Consider the following 20,065-nt stretch of genomic DNA (forward strand, 5'->3'; position numbering starts at 1 on the left):
ATTATTCTCCTTTCTTCGTTGTATCTAAATCATCATCCACTGCACTCAATGGTCGCATTGGTGTTTTAAAATGCCCATGACCCACTGGCTCAGATAAGTCTGAATATACAATCTCAGGACCTTTTCTAATGACTTTCAACATATAGTAAATACCACTACCAAAAACTACGGCATAGACCAGAACAAAAATAATAAGTGTAATTCCAACCTGATCGGCAGACACTGTATGAGACAAACCATCTTGAGTACGTATAACGCCATAGACAACCCACGGTTGACGACCCACTTCGGTCGTAACCCAACCTGCAAGTAAAGCGATATATCCCGTTGGCCCCATTACTGTAGCGAATCGATGAAACCAATGTGATGTATACAGTCTTTGTTTTTTTCTAAGCCAAAGTGCTATGAGTGACAATGCAACCATAAGCATTCCTAAGCCTACCATCACCCTAAAGCTCCAAAATACAATAAGTGCATTTGGACGATCTTGTGGTTGATATTCTTTTAAGCCTTTGACAGTACCATCTAGGCTATGTGTCAAAATCAAGCTACCTAAATTCGGAATACCTACTTCAAACTTATTTGATTCACTTTGCATATCTGGAATTGCAAACAGAAGTAAAGGCATACCTTCGTCATGATTTGTGTGCCAATGCCCCTCAACTGCTGCAATTTTTGCAGGTTGATATTTAAGGGTATTTAAACCATGCTGATCGCCAATAAATACTTGACCTATAGAGGTGACTAACACCATCCATAGTCCTAGTGAAAAAGACTTCTTAACCAATTCATCTCGACGCCCTTTAAGCAAATGCCATGCAGCTACGCCAACAACAAGTAAAGAAGACACTAAAAATGCAGCCGTTGCCATATGTGCAAAGCGATAAGGAAATGATGGATTAAAAACAATCGCAAACCAGTCTGTAGGCACAATAATGCCATTTTCTATAGCAAAACCTTGTGGCGTTTGCATCCAACTATTTGATGACAAAATCCAAAACATGGAAATACATGTTCCAATTGCCACCATTAAGGTAGCAAAGAAGTGTGCTTTTTTACTTACACGCCCCCAACCAAATAGCATAATTCCTAAGAATCCTGCTTCTAAGAAAAATGCACTAAGTACTTCATAGGTTAATAAAGGGCCTGTAACACTGCCTGCTATTCTAGAGAATTCACTCCAGTTTGTTCCAAACTGATAGCTCATGACGACACCAGAGACCACTCCCATGCCGAATGCAATCGCAAAGATTTTAATCCAAAACTTAAATAAGTCTTTATACACTGGATCATCTGTTTTTAACCAACGCCACTCGAGTAATGCTAAAAAACAGGCAAGACCAATAGACGTAGCTGGAAATATAATATGAAAGGATACGGTAAAGGCAAACTGAATCCTCGCCAGCTCTAGCGCTGTTAGACCTAAATCCATTATCTCTCCTAGAAATCTAAAAAATCTGGGTTTATAAATAACCAACCATAGCACTTAGATATTTATATTCTAGATACAGATATAGAAAAAAAACCATAACAGATTATAAAAAAGTATTTTTTATCTAATTATATGTATTTAATAAACAAATATTTCAAATATATGGTGTTTATTTAAATATTATTACTCTTTTTCCAATTATAAAAAAATAAATAATTTATAAGGTTTTATTTTTAATAAATTCAAATGATTCAAATAATAAATTATTTAATTTTTTCTCGTAAGGATATAAACTGATAATAGGTTGATTTAACTGTCCTTCACTATCAAAACTCATATCTTTTAAACTGATTTCTAACCGATCACTTAAATTATGCATATGCAACCCCTCAGCAACTTGCTGAAGCTGGTTTGCTGCTTTGCCCCCACCTCTATTTGCATATGAAACCATCAATACGGGTTTCTCACTCCACTCATGATACAAGTGATCAATTGCATTTTTTAGTGCAGCAGGATATCCCCAGTTGTACTGCGGAAAAACAAAAATAAATAAATCTCCACTTTCTATTTTTTTACTCCATTTTTGTGTATGTAATTGAATATAGTGACCAGTCGCTGGTAAATATAGCTCATCATCACCGGGAAGATTCCATTTTTTTAAATCAATAATTTCTACATCATGCTGCATATTTTTTTGAATATATTCGAAAATCCAATTCGATATTTGTGGCCCAATACGACCTTTACGAATACTTGCCGTAATAATTTTAATATTCATTAATTAACACCCTAAAAAAATAATTTGTTTTTATTTTCCGCAATATATATTTAATGATATAAAACCAAAAAATTAATATCAAAAAGTGTATTATTTTAAATCCAAATAAAATATGACTGGTAAAAATAAAAAGGACATAAATATAATTTATGTCCTTTTAACTTTAGCAGATGCGCTTTAAATACATTATAGCGCTTTCCAACTGTCTTCAACTTCTTGTGCATTTTTACTTAAAATGACATCACCATCTTTGACTTCAGCAACCCACGCTACTGGAATTAAATGATGATGACCATCGCTAGAATCATTTTTGGTTAATTTAATCTGATCAGTGCCTTCTAAGTGGTCTACAGTGCCAATGTGCTTTCCACAAGAAGCGATAACGTTTGCATGTTCTTTAATTTCTTGAGTATTAATTGTCATTTTATTTTCCTATTATTTTTTCACGCCGCAATTAGCGTGTTTATAAGCTAATCCAATTCATACAGAATTACTAGTACATAGGTGCAATATAAACATTCATTGCATACAACATTACACTCAACATTTAAATCTACACAAATACTTTTCTATTTGAACAATATTGTATTTAGCGTAAAGCTATGTAAGTTTCTCAAGTTTAATGTATAAAAAAAGCCTACTAATATTAAATTAATAGGCTGATATCACGTTTGCTAAAAATTATAGCGCGCGGATGTTTTCTGCTTGTAGACCTTTTTGGCCTTGAGTTACGATGAACTCTACGCGTTGGCCTTCAGTTAAGCTTTTAAAACCTTCAGATTGAATGTTTTTAAAATGAGCAAATACGTCTTGACCATCTTGTGTTTGAATAAAGCCGAAACCTTTTGTATCGTTAAACCATTTAACAACGCCAGTTTGTACATTTGTTGACATAGAGATGTCCTCTTTTCTAGTAAAAAACTAGAAGATTGAAATTTCAAATTAAAAACGTAGGACTTTTGAAATAAATACTGCGTCATTATTATAATGAAGAACCAAAATTCTAGTGGGTGGAAATACAGCGGAGTCGCTATATTTTTGAATTACGCTAATCTATACATTTGATTGATCGAAGTATAAAAACTTTTCCCATCTAAGTTTAAACTTACTTCTTGACCAGACTCTAAAAGAATCTTTTTCCCAACTTCTACATTCATAAACCCCGTAGAAGTGTTTTGTCTCATTTCATTCGGGATAATTTTTACATGAATTTCATCGCCATTTATTGCAATGGCTATACGTTTTACAATCTTTTCCAATTTGTACCATTTCATGCACATTTCAATAGATGTGCTATTTTAAAAACTAAATATATGTTTTGAAGTACGCGAGTACATTCAAGATGATTTATCCTATACATTTAGTGCGCTAAAAGCAATTGGTTTGAATAATTAATTTTCTAAAAAATGATCTTTAGGTCATCGTTTTTTTCTCTAAAAGAGATATGACAACTGTACTGACTTAATAAAAAAGAGGAAATCTTTTATTCCCTCTTTTAAATTTATATCTCGCTGTCTATTTATCTAACGCATACGCGATCACATAATCCCCATGATCTGGTGATTGACGTGCTCCACCTGCTGAAATAACAATGTATTGTTTTCCTGTCTTTGGTGAAACATAACTGATTGGTGTTCCTTGACTTCCTACAGGTAATCTCGCTTTCCATAGCTCCTGACCATTTGATGAGTTAAATGCTCTTAAATAATAGTCTTGCGTTGCTGCAAAGAAAACAAGTCCTCCTTGCGTTGCCATTGCCCCCCCAATCGTTGGCATACCAATAGGTACTTTCAAGCCCATTTTTATTCCTAGTGGCCCTGTATCTTCCACAGTACCCAAAGGAATTTGCCATGCTATTTCCCGTGTTTTTAAATCAATTGCAGTAAGTGTTCCAAATGGTGGTTTTTGGCATGGGATTCCCAGCACAGACATAAATCGATTTTTATTTACCTTATAAGGCGTGCCCTTCATTGGAACAGCACCCATACCAGTATTTACTTTTTCACCCCCATTTGCCTTAACTTTTATATCTTCAGGAGTTTGCTTAATGAGCTGAATCCATAAACCTAGACGCATATCATTCACAAACATATAACGATGAGTTGGATCAAATGCTATTGAGCCCCAATTCATGCCACCGAGTGACCCTGGAAAGCTTAAGGAAACATCTGTACCAGGTGCAGTGTATAACCCATCATAACGCATTGATTTAAAGCTGATTCGACAAAGTAGCTGGTCGAACGGCGTTGCTCCCCACATGTCTGATTCTTTAAGTGTCTGATTCCCAATCTGAGGCATTTCTACAGAGCGAGGCTGTACTTTGCTGTACTGCTCATTTGGAATATCTGCAACCTTTACTTCCTGATCCACGACTTTAGTAAGCGGAAGGCCTGTAACCCGATCTAATACATAAAACTGACCTGACTTTGTTCCAATGACTACAGCTGGTTTCAATGTTCCATCTTTCATTGGAAAGTCGATTAAACTCGGTTGCATTGGTAAATCAAAATCCCATAAATCATTATTTACAGTACGATAAACCCATTTTTCTTTTCCTGTTGTCGCATCTAGTGCCAATACAGAGGTATTGTATTTATGATCAGCTTCAGTACGATTTCCTCCCCATACATCTACAGATGAGCTACCCATAGGTAAGAAGACAGTATTCATCTTTGGATCGTACGACATTGCTGCCCAAGCATTTGCACCACTACGCTTATAAATCTCTCCAGATTTTAGTGTTTCATTCGTATTTGGATTACGTGGATCAAATGCCCAACGCAATCTACCTGTAATCACATCATACCCACGAATGACCCCACTTGGCATATCTGCTGCAACATTGTCGGCAATTCGACTTCCCACTACAATGGTAGTCCCTGCTATAGTCGGTGCTGAAGTCACTTCAAAACGTGGTGCTTTGGTGCCATCACCCAGACCTTCATGTAAATTGACCGTACCATTTACACCAAAATCTTTACAGCGTTCACCCGTATCTGCATTCACTGCGATTAATCGCCCATCTACTGTATTGGTATACACTCGTTTTGGGCAAAATGAATTCGTTGATACCGTCGGTATAGGTGTCGCACCTGCTAAAGTAGGTTGCATTAAAGGTTCAGTCGAATCGAAGTAAGCCACACCTCGACAACGCTCCCAAGCATCCGCAGTTGAATTTACCTCGGCTTTCCAAAGTGCTTTCCCGGTATCTGCGTCTACGGCAATTATATTATTGTGTGGCGTGCATAAAAATACTTTATTTCCAACTTGCAGAGGGGTCATTTGATCTTCAGCCCCATTTCCTGTACCCGTAGTAAAATCACCAGTACGGAACCGCCATACTTCTTTAAGATTTTTCACATTGGTACGATTGATCTGATCTAACGCAACGAAGCGACTCCCTCCAGCATCGTTACCATAATTTTGCCAATTCACTTGTTTATTGTCAGGGTTTACAGGAATTAAATTTTGATCTTGACCTGAAGCCTTCACTGTAGGATGAGGGACAAACATACCGTATAGACCTACTATCATTCCTAAAACAGTAAGTCCACCCAAAGCATATGAAGTTTTTTTATATCCAGTTGCTTTATGCTCACTCAGATAAGGAAGAGTAAACAGCAATGCAGCAAATAAACCCGCAGGAAACATTAAACGAGAATGTAATGCCCAAAAATCAAAACCTGCATCGTAAAGTGCCCAAATTACGGTCACGACAAATGCAAATATATAAACTAGAACACCAAGTGACTTTCTTTTAAATATAAAGAAAGATGAAGCAAGAATAATGAGACCTGTAAGCAAGAAATACCATGAGCCACCGAGGCTTACGAGCTTACCACCACCAATAATGTAAAATAGACTTGTTAGTAATAATACAAGACCCAATATTACACACCATATCTTGAATAAAATATTGGCTTTTCTTTGAGAATGAGACATCCATCTCTCCATATATCACAATGACTATTACGTCCAAAACTCTGTAAATCGTAGTCATAAAGGGTTAATACATTTTCAAGTTAAAAATTTAAACGCATACTCAGCCCTGCAACCCATGCATTTTGAATATCTTTAATTCCACCTGGCTGATAAATATATTGAACATTTGGGCGTATCATCACAGCAGGAGACCACTGGTATGTATAGTTCAACTCAACATTTAATTCATCAGATTGAATAGGCACATAATCCACAGCAAACATGTCATATTCCGTATAATTACGACTATTATTCAGCGCTATTTGATGATCACGTAACCATTTATTAACAACATAATTCGCAAGTCCAAACCCTATTGAGTCATTGGGACGATAGTCAAAAAAACCCTTATACCAAAATGCGAGTTGCTGAGTACTTTGTACAGCGGTGGTTGCTTTGTCATTGACAACCATATTTAAGCTAGCAAAAAGACCTCTTTTTTCATCACCCTGATGGCTCGTCAATTGCTGTTGGGTGTTTAACCAAAAACTGTGTTTATTATTATGTAGCTTTGCTGTATTCACGACATCATTGGCATCTGCTGTAGAGTACAAAGCACCGATTTTATATTCACCAGGTAAGCCATTAAACAGACTTAGCTTGGGTTTCCATACCAACTCAACGGGTAAGGTTGCACCTTTAACATGGTTCATGTCTAGGTTAAAGCCATCTCGATTCGATATCGTTTTCACGTTATCAGGATTTACTTCATAAATACCTAAACCAATGTTCCAGTCAGGGGCAAACTGATATTTGATATTTACACCCCATAAACCAACAGGAAAGTTATACCAAATCGAACCAATTGATTTACCTAATTGTCCACCACACAAAAGAAGATTTTGAAATTCACATTGTGAACTATTAAAATCTTCAGACATTCCCATACGTCCTATTTTTAACTGAACAGTATTGTCATTAAATCCTTTTTTGACCCATGCCTGTGTAAGTCGCCAAATTTTTCCACGCCCATAAACTTCCTGCGTATTTCCTAATGTGATCGACCGAGGGTCTTTAATACGTTCTAGGGTTAAAGCATTTCCGTCTCGCTTTGTAATTAAAACTGTAGCCGTCGTATCTTTCCAACCTACAATCTTAGTTAAATCTAGATTTGCACCTAAACTTAGCTGTGCCGCATTTTCAAATGTACGGTTGGTATTATACCCACCGTCTAAATTCGTTGCTGCTTGGCTCATAATAGATGCTGTAAATCTATAGCCTTGTTTTTCAAGTTGTTGGCGCTGTCCATCCCAATCGCCAAATAACCATTGCCGATCATCTTGTGCCAGTAGAATTTGATTACTCAAAAGTGTTACCAACACTGCACCTAGTTTTAGTACATGTTGCATCTCATATTCCTCATTCCTAGACTGAAACAATATCCTTATTCAAATATTGTTATTTGGTCTGAACAGCTTGACTTAGTTCGGAGGTTGCACCCAAATCATCTGTAACTGTTGCAGTCAGTGAAGGCATAATTACACTTGGTCGCCAATTTGCTTTGGCAAGACCCTCGGAGTTTGTGACTACTATTTTTGACCCTAAATATTGTTCAGCTTCATGTAAATAAGCATGAGAACTTCCAAAAAATTCAACCTTATAGCGATGATTAGGCATGCCCTTTACCTGTACAGTCACTTCCTTATTTTTAAAACTTAATGTAGGTGGTTGAATATTTTGATTAGGTATCGGATTACAGTTTTCTTGATTTTTTTGGCTACATGTTTTTTGTAATTTATTCGGTTCAATGACGACACCACCTCCACGTGAGCCAACAAAACCCTCATGCTCAAGTGCAGGCACGGAAAATATAATGGCTCCAAGACGCTGATTCTTTATGCAAGAGCCACCTGCTTCACATCGTTTAATGTCCTTACTATTATTCCAAATCTGATTTTTTGTCAGTGTGATATGTGCATTGATATCTTTTTCTGAACGAATAGCCACACCAATACGATTATTATGAATTCGGTTACTATCAAATATATTTCCATCACCTGTAAGATTTAAACCCAGTGAGTTTTGACTAATCTCGTTATAAGCAACATAGTTACGCTTTCCCCAATTAATCTGTAAACCATCTGAATAGTTTTCAAATTTATTGCCAATAATCGTATTGTCATTCCCCCATAAAATTTCAATTCCTTGCGATGGTTCTGGATTTGCATTGCTGTTTGTAAATAAATTATTTGCAACAAGGTTAAAAGCAGCCCCACGTGTGAGTTCTAACCCATCACCATTGTCTTGAAATATATTATCAAGCACCTTGTTATTATTCGTTGTGGTCGATGTTGGATTACCCTTCCCATCATCTCCAGTAATCATAATGCCTGAGCCACCATAATTATTACTAATTCGGTTATGCTGAATAAGATTATTGCTCGAACGATTAACTAATATACCTATACAGAACCGATGGATATCAAGACCTTTAATTGTAATACCATTTACATCCTGTAAAACCAGACCTGGTAGGGTCATTGTTCGCACATTAGTTCCATACTGCCCTGACACTGCACCAGGACAGGCTTTTACACCTTCATCAGGAATATAGTTCGAACCATCAAGCGTAATAAACTCGCCTGTCTTTTCCCATTGTGTCCCAATAATTTTTAAAGAGGAACGAATCGGTGGTAATGGCTTATTTATTTTTATCACATAAGGTGATTGCCCCACGGCTTCAATCAGAATTTGATTTTCTTGCGTTGTATTGGCATTAGACTGTTCAATAGCCCATCTTAATGAGCCCTTTTCGCCATCATCTTCATAGCGATTGACATGATATGTTTCTGCCATCGTCAAACATGACGTAGCTAGACTTAAAATGAAAAGAGAGAGAGATTTAGATTTCATGACATATTCCTTTGTCAATCATTTATTGGATAGGCTGGACAGTTTTAAGAAATTTCTTCAGCTCTGTCACATCAATTTGACCAGGTGCTGAGGCTTTATCAATCATTCCAAAACTTAGATTTCCACCCATGTTTGCTGTAGCAACTCGAGAGATTTGACCTAAATGTCCCATGGATATCGTTAATAACGTTTTTGGAGTACGTTCGCTTACTTCAAGCGTTGCATTCATCAAAGTAAAAACATCTTGTTTAGACTTTGGCATAACAGCTATTTTTAAAATATCCGCACCCATGTGATCTTGTTTTAATAAACGGCGAACAATCTCTTTTTCACTAGGTGTTTGATTAAATTCGTGATTCGACATTACAACCAAAATATTTTTTTGGTGTGCCAAAGTGGTCAATTCAGATACGATATTTTCATGACGAAACATTTCAATATCAATTAATTGAAAAAATGGAGCTTCGAGATAGGCTTTATAAATGTTCTCGTATATTTCATCACTTACGTTAAGCTTCCCACCTTCATTGGCAGTGCGAATGGTCACCAATAAAGGCTTAACTTTTAGAATGTCATTTATTTCTTTTCCTAAAGCAATGACTTGCTTGGTATCACTGGCAAAATCGAGTAAATCTACTCTAAACTCAGCAATATCAGCATCTTTATTCATTGCAATTTGCTTTGCCTGAGCAATTGCCTGCACTCTAGTTGTGGCTGCAATAGGTACAATCGTTTTAACGGGTAACTCACTCAAATTCAAATGTTTAACGACATAGTTGTTCTTTGCTATTGGAGATATATTTTCTGAAGTATATCCAGTTGAAATAATGGATAATGACATCAACACACCACAATATATTTTTTTCAAAACACTTTGAAAATTCATCATTTACATATCCTTGTAAAATGAATAAGCGATATACTTCATGTATAAAGCTTGCTCTCATGCCATCAGCTAAATATCAAAAAATACAGTTTCATGTTCTCCTTGAATATAAATATCGAATCGATAAACAATCTCGTTTTCATGGTTTTCTCGCTTGGCAATTAAAGTTTGTCGGCGAGTCGCCCATTCAATGCTATTTAAAACAGGATCTTCTTGATTGGCTTGAATTTCATCATCAAAATAAATACGGGTATTCAAACCAAGATTGATTCCTCTGGCGAAAATAATAAGTGCAATATGTGGTGCTTGTAGCGCACCTTTTCGTCCTTTCACCTGACCGGGTTTAATCGTATTAAAATGCCAAAAACCAGTTTTAAAATCTGCGCCGGTTCTTCCCCAACCAGCAAAGTAAGGATCTGCTTGCTTGCCCTGTATATCTGCTGTACTTGGGTAAGCTCCATTTGCATCGGCTTGCCAAATTTCTAGTAATACATCGCGCATAGGTAAACCTAAGCCATCAAATACTTGACCCTCTATACGAATAGGCTGACCTTCTGTTTTGTCCTGCACAAGATTGTTGTCATAGTTATATGCAAATACATCAATATTGGCCTGTTTCGGCAATAGACCAATATGTACATAAGGGCCGCCTGTTTGAGAGGGTGTTTCTTTCATTTCTTGAATATTCCAATTATTCATTCTGTAAACTCCATCTTTTTAAGTCAGGTGATTTTCAAAATAAGTGGCCCGACGACCACGTAAGGTAATATCAAATCGATAACAACGACTGTCTGCTTCAATAAAATTACTTTTATCTTCAAGTGCAATAAGTGCCTTACGTTGCTGTTCAGATGGAATCGTTTTTATAATCGGGCAAGTATCAATTAAAGGATCACCCTCAAAATAGAATTGTGAAATTAGGCGTTGTGCCCAACCATCTGCAATTAATGAGAAATGAATATGTGCAGGACGCCATTCATTTATACGGTTACGCCAAGGATATGGACCCGGTTTAATCGTACGAAATATAAAATAACCATGAGCGTCTGTTAACATACGACCACAGCCACCAAAATTTGGATCCATCGCACCAATATATTGATCATTCGGATGTCGGTAACGTCCAGAAGCATTTGCTTGCCAAACTTCAAGCAATGCATTTTTAACAGGCTGTCCAAATTGATCACGTACATAGCCATGAATAATGACACGCTCACCAATTGGTAAACCGTCTTTTGCATGATTCAGAATAAGATCATTGTCTTTTTCACCAAATAAACTGGGTGAAAAATGAGGTGCAGTGACCTCTGTTAAAGTTTCAGCAATTGAAATAAGTGCATTCTTAGGCGAACGCAGTACACTGGTCTTATAACCTGGTGCGTAAGCAGGCGGATGGTCATCACTATTACGCTGTGCATAAGTACCTAATATCAGCTTTGACATATGATTTCTTTCCTTATAAATCTTGATTCACTTTTTCAGGTTGGATATCCAATGCTTCAAATACCTCTTCCGCCATATGCATAGCAGCATTGGCAGCAGGTAAACCTGCGTATAGTGAACAATGCAGAATTAATTCCTTTAACTCTTCTTTAGTTACCCCGTTGTTAAAACAGGCTCTTAAGTGCATTTTTAACTCAGCTTCCCGACCAAGTCCAAGTAAAATAGCAATTGTGACTAAACTACGTGTATGCCTTGTCAGACCTGGACGTGACCATATCTCTCCCCATGCAAAACGAGTAATAAAATTCTGAAAGTCATCATTAAAATCATTTAATTTATGAATAGAACGACTCACATGTTCCTCACCTAGAACTTCACTGCGAACCGCTATACCTTGCTTGTAACGCTCATTGTCATTCATTAGATGTACCTCTCACTAACTTGCATCGGTATGTGCAACAAATGATTTAATAAAGATTGCTATTGCTGCTGTAGATGCTGGGATAATCAACATGCTTAAAATCATGGTAAATGACCAATGGTTGCCTAAAAGTACTGCACCAATCCAAGCACCAAAGACTGCACCAAAACGCCCTATACCTGACATCCATGCCACCCCTGTCGCACGACATTGCGTTGGATAAAATCGTGCACTTAAAACAGGCATTGCCGATTGTGCGCCATTGACTGCAATACCCGCACACAAGATAAATAGAGCCAGTAAAGTGGGACTCCCTAAGCTTTGGCCAACCACAATTGCGAAAAGACCTGCTGCCAAATAAAAGCCTGCAATAATACGATTTGGATTAAAGCGATCCATTGCCCAACCAATGAATAAAGCACTTATTACGCCACCAAATTGAAATAACCCGCCTAAAAATGCTGCACGCTCAAGCGATGCTCCTGTTTCATGCATAAGCGTTGGTAACCAACTCGTGAGCAAATAAATCATGACCAACCCCATAAAATAAGTCAGCCAAAGCAATAATGTGCCTTTGATGTATTTAGATGAAAACAACATACCAAAAACATTATGTTTATTTGCTAATTCAATGTTTTCTTGGGGAATATGAAAATTTCTAACGTCACGCACTTGATCAGGCACAATACGTTGTAAAATATGTTTAATTTTTTCTACAGGATAATTCTTAACAATTAAAAAACGATAAGATTCAGGCAATACAAAGACTACCAACAACATTAAAAATAGTGGGGCCCAACCTCCAAGTAGAAATAAACTATGCCATCCAAAAGTTGGAATAAGCCAACTACTTAAAAAGCCACCGATTGCCATTCCTAAGTTATAACCACAAAACATACAGGTAACTAAAAATGAACGCATACGTGTTGGGCAATATTCAGAAAAAAGTGTAGTGGTATTCGGCATTGCTGCACCTAAACCAATACCAGTTAAAAAACGAAAAATAACCAAGCTCTCTAAATTCGAAGCATATGCACATGCCAAGGTAAAACCACCAAACATGAGCATCGACAAAGCTAGGATAATTTTACGCCCAAAACGATCAGCCATTGGGCCTGAAACCAATGCACCTACAATCATTCCACCCAATGCAGCACTCATTACAGGGCCAAGCTCAGAACGGTCTATTCCCCAATCTTGTGCCAATGCAGGTGCGATAAATCCCATTGCCGCAGTATCAATACCGTCAACAAATACAATAGAGAAACAAATTATTGCGATGAGCCACTGATATCTACTAAATGGAGCATTATTAATAAGTGCTTGAGCATCTAAACTATGACCTTGCGCATTATAATCCTTGGACATCCTTGCCTCCTTGGCTTAAAGTCCTTTTCATTTGAGAAGTTACTGAATAGATTTAATAAAACTATCTAAGGCGCGAGTAAAACATTCAGGTTGCTCAACATTAGAAAGGTGAGATGCATCTATCAAATACAACTGACTTCCTACAATATGTTCGTGCATGAATGTTGCATCGTTAATCGTTGTTACAGGATCCGTTTTGCCAGCAATAATCAGTGTTGGAATAGAAATAACAGAAATATTATCTTGAAGATTTGCTCTTGCTAAGACACGGCATGCATCGGCATACCCTTGAGGATTTGTATCTTTTAAACTTTGAATTGCGAGCTGTGCGACATCATCGTGTTTATAGTCAAAACTATCACTAAACCAACGTTGATGTGTCGATGCAACTAAACCATCTAAACCATGACGTTCAACATCATCTGCACGTGTATTCCATCCCTCTTCATTCCAGATTTTAGCTGCCGAGTTAGCGATGGTAATGCTATGGAAACGTTCAGCCTGATAGATACCTAACCACAGTGCAGTTAATCCTCCCATCGAAATACCACAAAAGTGTACCTTCTTAATCTCAAGTGCATTAAGAATATCAATGACATCTTCAGCTAAGTCTTTTAACTGATTGCTTTTAGCAACCTCACTTTTCCCATGTCCACGTGTATCGTAAGTAATGATCTGATAGGTTTGTTTCAATTGCGCAACTTGTGATTGCCACATTGCATGATCTGTACCCAATGAATTTGAAAACATAATTGTAGGCGCTGTACTTTTTCCAACCATTTGTACTGCAAGTATTTTTCCTGCCCGACTTACCACTTGAATATGCTCATTTTTATAATTCATTTTATTCTTCCTTTGCTTCTTGCAAGACGGCATCAATTTGGTCTTGAATATTGCCTAAATAAGATGTCGGATCGAATATTTCATTAATCTGATGATCACTAAAGTGCGCTTTGACTGCGTCCATCTGAGAAATAATAGTTTTCAAATGAATACCCTCTGCAACTGCTTGCTGGCATGCTTTTTCAACAATATGATGCGCGTTTAAGCGGCCAAGTGAAGGTGCTAAAGCCATCATCACCGCTTCAGCCATCACTAAACCATTTGTACGCTCAAGATTTAAATGCATGTGTTCGACATCTACTTCCATATCTTTGAGAACAGCAAAGGTTTGTTCTAATGCACCTGCAGTTAGCTTAAATATTTCAGGTAAAGACAACCATTCTGCATGCCATCCACCTAAGCCACGCTCATGCTCATGTATCATACTTTGATAGAGACTCGACATTAACGCTGGAACAAGGTTTGCAGCAGCAAGTACTGATGCTGCAGCCACAGGGTTACGCTTATGTGGCATAGTTGAAGAGCCACCCCGACCTTGAGCTGAGGGCTCTAAAACTTCAGAAATTTCAGTTTGCATGAGTAACGACCAATCTCGGGCCATTTTGCCAAGATTGCCTGTAATCAATGCCAAAATGCTGCCAATTTCAACGATTCGATCTCGCTCACCGTGCCATGTACAGACAGGAGGAGACAACTGTAGTTTTTGCGCAAAAGTTTGAACAACGACTGTCCCATCTTTCCCTAAAGATGCCAATGAACCTACTGCACCGCCTAACTGCGCGACAAAAACCCTTTTTTCAATCTCTTCGATGCGATCTAAATTACGTTTAAATGCAGAAGCCCAACGTGCAAACTTATGTCCTAAAGTAATGGGAAGTGCTTGCTGTAACCATGTTCTTCCCATCATCACTTGACTACGATATTGATCCGCTTGGAAAAGAGAGGTTTGATAGCATTTTAAGAGAATTGATTTAATTATTTCGAGTGCATCTCGACATTGTAAAATGCAAGCCGTATCTAGAATATCTTGACTTGTTGCACCCCAATGCACATAACGAGATGCCTCTTCATCTACTTCTTTTACAAGCGCTGTAAATTGCTTAACAAAAGGAATAACGACATTACCTGCAAGCCCTGTAGCAACAGTTAAATCATCAAAACTTATTTTATCTAAAGCAGTTAAACCCACGTGTTGAATGGTATTACTCGCATTTATTGGAATAATATTAAGTTCAGCCTGTACCTCTGCTAAGGCAACTTCAACATCGATGAGATAAGATATCAAAGCACGATCGCTAAAAATATCAACGACCTTGTTCTGATAAAATAGGCTGGCATAGAGCTGGCGCATAATCACTTCCTTTTGTTTATTCAACTGTCCTTTCAATCATTAAGGCAATTCCCTGCCCTACACCAATACACATCGAACACAGTGCATAGCGCCCATTGCTTTGTTCAAGCTGATTTAATGCTGTTAGTACCAAACGTGCACCTGAAGCACCCAATGGATGACCTAAAGCGATTGCACCACCATTGGGATTCACACGTAAATCATCGTCTTTCAAACCTAAATCTCGAGTGCATGCTAAAGCTTGTGCTGCAAATGCCTCATTTAGTTCAATCACATCTATTTGATCAAGGGTCATATCCACTTGCTTGAGTAATTTTTTTATCGCAAGTGCTGGTGCAAATCCCATGATACTCGGCTCAATACCCACTGTAGTCGATGCAATAATTCTGGCACGCGGTTTAAAATGATATTTTTCAATAGCCTCTTCAGATACGATAAGCAAAGCCGCAGCACCATCATTAATTCCAGATGCATTCCCCGCAGTTATCGTACCCTCTGCTTTGACAATAGCTTTAAGTTTCGATAACCCTTCTAAGGTCGTTGTTGGACGGGGGTGCTCATCAGAATCAATTACAATCGTATTCCCCTTACGCGGTTGAATGTTTACTGGCACAATTTCTTTGACAAAATAGTTGCGAGCTTGTGCGTCTGCTGTACGTTTTTGACTTTGATAAGCGAAGCGGTCTTGATCTTCACGATTAATATTAAATTGAGTTGCAACATTCTCAGCAGTCTCAGGCATAGTTTCTGTTCCATACATTGCCTTAAACTTTGAGTTAATGAATCGCCATCCCATCGTGGTATCTTCAATTATTTGCGAACGTGCAAATGATGTCTCCGACTTACCCATCACATAAGGTGCACGAGTCATACTTTCTACGCCACCGGCAATTACGAGATGTGCTTCATTTGTTTTTATCATGCGTGAAGCAATTGCAATTGCATCTAGCGATGACCCACATAAGCGATTTATTGTAGTTGCAGGAACACAAGGAGGTAAACCTGCCAATAATGCAGACATACGTCCTACATTCCGATTATCTTCACCTGCCTGATTGGCACATCCGTAGATCACATCATCTACTTGTGACCAATCTACATTCTTATGTCGCTCCATTAATGCAGAAATAGGGATTGCACCTAAATCATCTGCACGTATAGACGCAAGTCCCCCACCATAACGTCCAAATGGCGTACGTATAGCATCGACAATATATGCATTTTTCATGTAGTCGATCCTTCCGATTCAGTTGCATCAATTAATGGCGCATCTGTTAGACGCTGTAGCTCTTCGAAACTTAAACCGTCTACCTTTTCAATTACTTTTAATCCTTCTGACGTCACATCCATAACACAGAGGTCGGTATAAATACGATCTACACAATTTTTTCCTGTTGCTGGATAAGTCAAAGAGGTAACAATTTTAGACTCACCCTTCTTAGTGAGATGATCTGTGGTTACAAATACTTTTTTTGCTCCAACAGCCAAATCCATCGCCCCACCCACCGAAGGAATCGCATCAGGTGCACCAGTATGCCAGTTCGCAAGATCTCCATTTACAGCCACCTGAAATGCACCTAAAACACAAATATCTAAATGAGCACCACGCATCATTGCAAAAGAGTCTCCATGATGAAAAAAACTTCCTCCTTTAAGCATGGTTACAAACTCTTTACCTGCATTAATAAGCTCAGGATCTTCATCTCCACCCGCAGGTGGAGGGCCAAAGGCCAATAAACCATTTTCTGAATGTAAGAAAATATCTTTATCGCTAGGCAAATAACTAGATATTTTCGTTGGTAGTCCAATACCTAAATTGACGTATGAACCTTCAGGAATATCCTGTGCAACACGCTGTGCAATAGCATCACGGCTAAGTTTTTCATAACTCATATTAAAGCTCCCTGCTTTTATGCTTTCACCACGTATTGAACAAAAATCCCTGGTGTTACAATTACTTCTGGATCAATCTGGCCTAAATCGACAACTTCACTAACCTGCGCAATTGTTACATTTGCAGCCATTGCCATGATCGGTCCAAAATTACGTGCTGATTTTCTATAAATTAAGTTACCCCAACGATCCCCTTTATATGCTTTGATTAAGGCAAAATCTGCTTTAATTGGAGTCTCTAAAATATAGTCTTTATTTTCATAACTCAGTGTAGGTTTACCCTCTGCCAATAATGTGCCAAACCCAGTAGGGGTATAAATTGGCCCTAATCCCATACCCGCTGCTTGGATACGACATGCCAAATTACCTTGAGGAACAATCTCAAGTTCAATTTTCCCTGCTCTATAGAGTTCATCAAAAACATATGAATCAGACTGACGAGGAAACGAGCATATAATTTTCTTAACTGCTCCTGCTTTGAGTAGTTTTGCTAAACCATATTCCCCATTTCCTGCATTATTACTTACGATTGTCAGATCCTTTCGACCCAGCTCAATCAATCCATCAATAAGTTCTGCAGGTTGACCCGCCGTTCCAAAGCCACCTATCAGAATGGTTGAACCATCTTTGATTTGGGCAAGTGCGTCCTTTAAGTTCACTGCACTTTTATCTATCATTTAGATAACTCCAATGTGCAAATATGCATCTAGCAAATTTAAAATAAAAGAAAATACTTATATTTCAATAAGTAAAATTATATGAATCTTGCACTATGCTCTATGAAGAGTATTTGCGTCCTTATCTTTGAATATTTTTTATAATTTTGGAGTAAACTTCTAGAGGAGATATTTCTATTTTGTTCGATCTCAAAACATTATGTTCGATCATCGAACAAAACATGCTTAATTCTGTTCATTTAGGATTATTCTATATACCCCCTTCACTTTCATGGATTGAAAAAAGTTATGAATAAAAAATTAACTGAAGGAGATCACATACGTCTTAATCCAACAAATAAAAAAACCATTCGTCATGAAGATTTTATTGCTGGTCTAAGTAAAGGTTTATCAATTTTAGATAGTTTTGGGACTGATCGCCATCGTTTAAATATTACAATGGCAGCCGAAAAAACTGGCATGACACGAGCAGCAGCACGTCGTCATCTGCTGACATTAGAGTATTTAGGCTATCTAGAGTTTGATGGGCACTACTTTTATCTATCTCCCAAAGTTCTCAAGTTATCAGGATCATATCTTGGAGCAGCTCAACTTCCTAAAATATCACAGCCCTTACTTAATTTATTAACTAGACAGACTTCTCTTATCTATTCTGTAATGGTATTAGATAATTATGAAGCAATTACTATCGCTCGAAGTTCATCTCATCAACAAACCGATCGTGTTAATCCTTACGGATTACACTTAGGGAATCGGTTACCTGCCCATGCTACATCTGCAGGTAAAATTTTATTGGCAAACTTAACAGAGGAAGAACAACATGAATGGCTAAAACAATATCCTCTCAAACGATTAACTAAATACACTTATACAAACCATAATGATTTTTTAGCGTTATTATTTGAAATTAAAGAAAAAGGTTGGTGTTATTCGAGTGAAGAACATGAACTGGGTATACATGCTGTTGCCGTTCCAATTTGTGACCAATACTCCAAAGTAATTGCTGCTTTAAACATTGTTTCACCCACCACAAGAACCACTGAAGCATACTTAGTCAAAGAGATTCTGCCTTTACTTGAAGAAACATCAAGAGAGTTACGCAATATTCTTTAATAGATAATTTATTCTACAACAACATTTATATATGTAAAATTAATCACAATTATTACAAAAAATGTAAAGATAAATCTAAAAATCATATTAAGATTTTTGATGAGCTGTTTGAGTAATTTTTTTGGAATATTTCAAGTGCGGTTTATAATACTAAGTTCAAACCATAAAATCGATTTACATATTAAAAAAGTTGAAGAAAAATATCCTTACCATCATCAAGAGTTTTCTTATTTTTTATGGATAAATAAAAATACTAGCGAGATACTTGATCCTAAACTATATGATCAATTTGATGATGCAACTATTGGAAAAAATATTATTATAGACCACGTTAAATATTGTATTAAAGACATAGTATTCAATACCAGAAGAATAGAAACCTAGAAATATTATAATTCATTACAATAACACAAGTTAGTATTGTTAACTTTCATTATATTAGGATAAAAATCCTTGGTAAGGGTTTCATTTGCACTCTTGCCAATATCTGTAATGAAGTCTTGTACTTTCTTTCTTACAAGCTGTCCACCTATTTCAGGATAGCCACCAATACCTAGCTATGACCACTTACCACATGGTTTCTTATATTTGCTTTGCCATGACTTGTTACCGTTCTTTTAACCGTTGCCGTCTAGTTTCCGATAACTTTTATTCTCAGGCTCAAGGCTTGCCAATGTCGTATCTGTCATTCGTCGCTTCTTAATTTGGCTTCTTTTCATTTTTCTTGTATCCCTAAGGTTTCAATAAATATGAAAGGATACACGTATGGATACAAGCTAGGTAATACTATATAAAGCTATATTTGTGCATATAACACTATGCTTAGACGTAAAAAAAGCCTCAATCGGTTAAGAATTAAGGCTTTATAACTTACATTTTTCATATTAGAGCATATAAGTTTAAGTATATGGTGGAGATGGCGTCAGTTTAACCAAAAAACAAGTTATTGATATTAAATAATTTTACTCAAGATAAAGATATATTTTACCCAATTATTACCCAAAGCATTTTTATTGGGTATTTATG

General features: G+C 37.2%; 19 protein-coding genes. 1 reads left to right on the forward strand and 18 read right to left on the reverse strand.

Translation table 11 applies throughout. From position 1 onward, the window contains the following. Position 1 precedes the first annotated feature (1 nt). The 18 genes from OZX61_RS08715 to OZX61_RS08800 all read right to left on the reverse strand — a co-directional run bounded on the left by OZX61_RS08715 (position 2) and on the right by OZX61_RS08800 (position 17,926). On the reverse strand, positions 2-1,432 hold the full coding sequence (locus OZX61_RS08715) for a cytochrome ubiquinol oxidase subunit I (protein ID WP_277094560.1): 1,431 nt from the start codon (positions 1,430-1,432) through the stop codon (positions 2-4). A gap of 217 nt (positions 1,433-1,649) precedes the next feature. After that, a complete protein-coding gene (locus tag OZX61_RS08720) occupies positions 1,650-2,210 on the reverse strand; it encodes an NAD(P)H-dependent oxidoreductase (RefSeq protein WP_277094561.1) in 561 nt (186 codons plus the stop codon). A 186-nt stretch (positions 2,211-2,396) separates the two neighbouring features. Further along, positions 2,397-2,633: a DUF2171 domain-containing protein gene (locus tag OZX61_RS08725; RefSeq protein ID WP_195774030.1), complete on the reverse strand. Its 237-nt coding sequence runs from the start codon at positions 2,631-2,633 to the stop codon at positions 2,397-2,399. A gap of 258 nt (positions 2,634-2,891) precedes the next feature. Next, entirely contained in the window at positions 2,892-3,104 is a 213-nt protein-coding gene (locus OZX61_RS08730; protein ID WP_195771170.1) for a cold-shock protein, read from the reverse strand. Positions 3,105-3,253: 149 nt separating this feature from the next. Then, positions 3,254-3,484 carry a transposase gene (locus tag OZX61_RS08735; protein ID WP_195771169.1) on the reverse strand — a complete coding sequence of 77 codons (231 nt, stop codon included), beginning with the start codon at positions 3,482-3,484 and terminating at the stop codon, positions 3,254-3,256. Positions 3,485-3,725: 241 nt separating this feature from the next. Next, positions 3,726-6,152, reverse strand: a complete 2,427-nt coding sequence (locus tag OZX61_RS08740; RefSeq protein WP_277094562.1) for a glucose/quinate/shikimate family membrane-bound PQQ-dependent dehydrogenase — start codon at positions 6,150-6,152, stop codon at positions 3,726-3,728. Between the two features lie 80 nt (positions 6,153-6,232). Next, positions 6,233-7,540, reverse strand: coding sequence for a carbohydrate porin (locus OZX61_RS08745; RefSeq protein ID WP_277094563.1), 1,308 nt, complete (start codon positions 7,538-7,540; stop codon positions 6,233-6,235). A 49-nt stretch (positions 7,541-7,589) separates the two neighbouring features. Beyond that, positions 7,590-9,044 (reverse strand): right-handed parallel beta-helix repeat-containing protein, encoded by a 1,455-nt coding sequence (locus tag OZX61_RS08750; protein ID WP_277094564.1) that lies wholly within the window; start codon positions 9,042-9,044, stop codon positions 7,590-7,592. Between the two features lie 22 nt (positions 9,045-9,066). Further along, entirely contained in the window at positions 9,067-9,933 is an 867-nt protein-coding gene (aroD, locus tag OZX61_RS08755) for a type I 3-dehydroquinate dehydratase (RefSeq protein WP_277094565.1), read from the reverse strand. 66 nt (positions 9,934-9,999) lie between these two features. Further along, entirely contained in the window at positions 10,000-10,629 is a 630-nt protein-coding gene (gene pcaG / locus OZX61_RS08760) for a protocatechuate 3,4-dioxygenase subunit alpha (protein ID WP_277094566.1), read from the reverse strand. A gap of 18 nt (positions 10,630-10,647) precedes the next feature. Next, entirely contained in the window at positions 10,648-11,373 is a 726-nt protein-coding gene (gene pcaH, locus OZX61_RS08765; protein WP_277094567.1) for a protocatechuate 3,4-dioxygenase subunit beta, read from the reverse strand. Between the two features lie 13 nt (positions 11,374-11,386). Continuing rightward, positions 11,387-11,794 carry a 4-carboxymuconolactone decarboxylase gene (gene pcaC / locus OZX61_RS08770; RefSeq protein ID WP_277094568.1) on the reverse strand — a complete coding sequence of 136 codons (408 nt, stop codon included), beginning with the start codon at positions 11,792-11,794 and terminating at the stop codon, positions 11,387-11,389. 15 nt (positions 11,795-11,809) lie between these two features. Then, positions 11,810-13,162, reverse strand: coding sequence for an MFS transporter (locus OZX61_RS08775; protein WP_195771161.1), 1,353 nt, complete (start codon positions 13,160-13,162; stop codon positions 11,810-11,812). Between the two features lie 39 nt (positions 13,163-13,201). Further along, complete coding sequence (locus OZX61_RS08780; RefSeq protein ID WP_277094569.1) at positions 13,202-14,005, reverse strand: alpha/beta fold hydrolase; 804 nt, start codon at positions 14,003-14,005, stop codon at positions 13,202-13,204. Position 14,006: 1 nt separating this feature from the next. Beyond that, on the reverse strand, positions 14,007-15,356 hold the full coding sequence (gene pcaB, locus OZX61_RS08785; RefSeq protein WP_277094570.1) for a 3-carboxy-cis,cis-muconate cycloisomerase: 1,350 nt from the start codon (positions 15,354-15,356) through the stop codon (positions 14,007-14,009). A gap of 16 nt (positions 15,357-15,372) precedes the next feature. After that, entirely contained in the window at positions 15,373-16,584 is a 1,212-nt protein-coding gene (pcaF, locus tag OZX61_RS08790) for a 3-oxoadipyl-CoA thiolase (protein ID WP_277094571.1), read from the reverse strand. Then, positions 16,581-17,249 carry a 3-oxoacid CoA-transferase subunit B gene (locus OZX61_RS08795; protein WP_277094572.1) on the reverse strand — a complete coding sequence of 223 codons (669 nt, stop codon included), beginning with the start codon at positions 17,247-17,249 and terminating at the stop codon, positions 16,581-16,583. The genes pcaF and OZX61_RS08795 overlap by 4 nt, the downstream gene beginning before the upstream one ends. Before the next feature lie 17 nt (positions 17,250-17,266). Then, positions 17,267-17,926: a 3-oxoacid CoA-transferase subunit A gene (locus OZX61_RS08800; protein WP_277094573.1), complete on the reverse strand. Its 660-nt coding sequence runs from the start codon at positions 17,924-17,926 to the stop codon at positions 17,267-17,269. A 288-nt stretch (positions 17,927-18,214) separates the two neighbouring features. Between OZX61_RS08800 and pcaU the strand changes: the two genes are divergently transcribed. Next, a complete protein-coding gene (gene pcaU, locus OZX61_RS08805) occupies positions 18,215-19,039 on the forward strand; it encodes an IclR family transcriptional regulator PcaU (protein ID WP_277094574.1) in 825 nt (274 codons plus the stop codon). Positions 19,040-20,065: the final 1,026 nt, after the last annotated feature.

This window comes from Acinetobacter sp. ESL0695, assembly GCF_029392135.1.
Lineage (GTDB): Bacteria > Pseudomonadota > Gammaproteobacteria > Pseudomonadales > Moraxellaceae > Acinetobacter > Acinetobacter pollinis.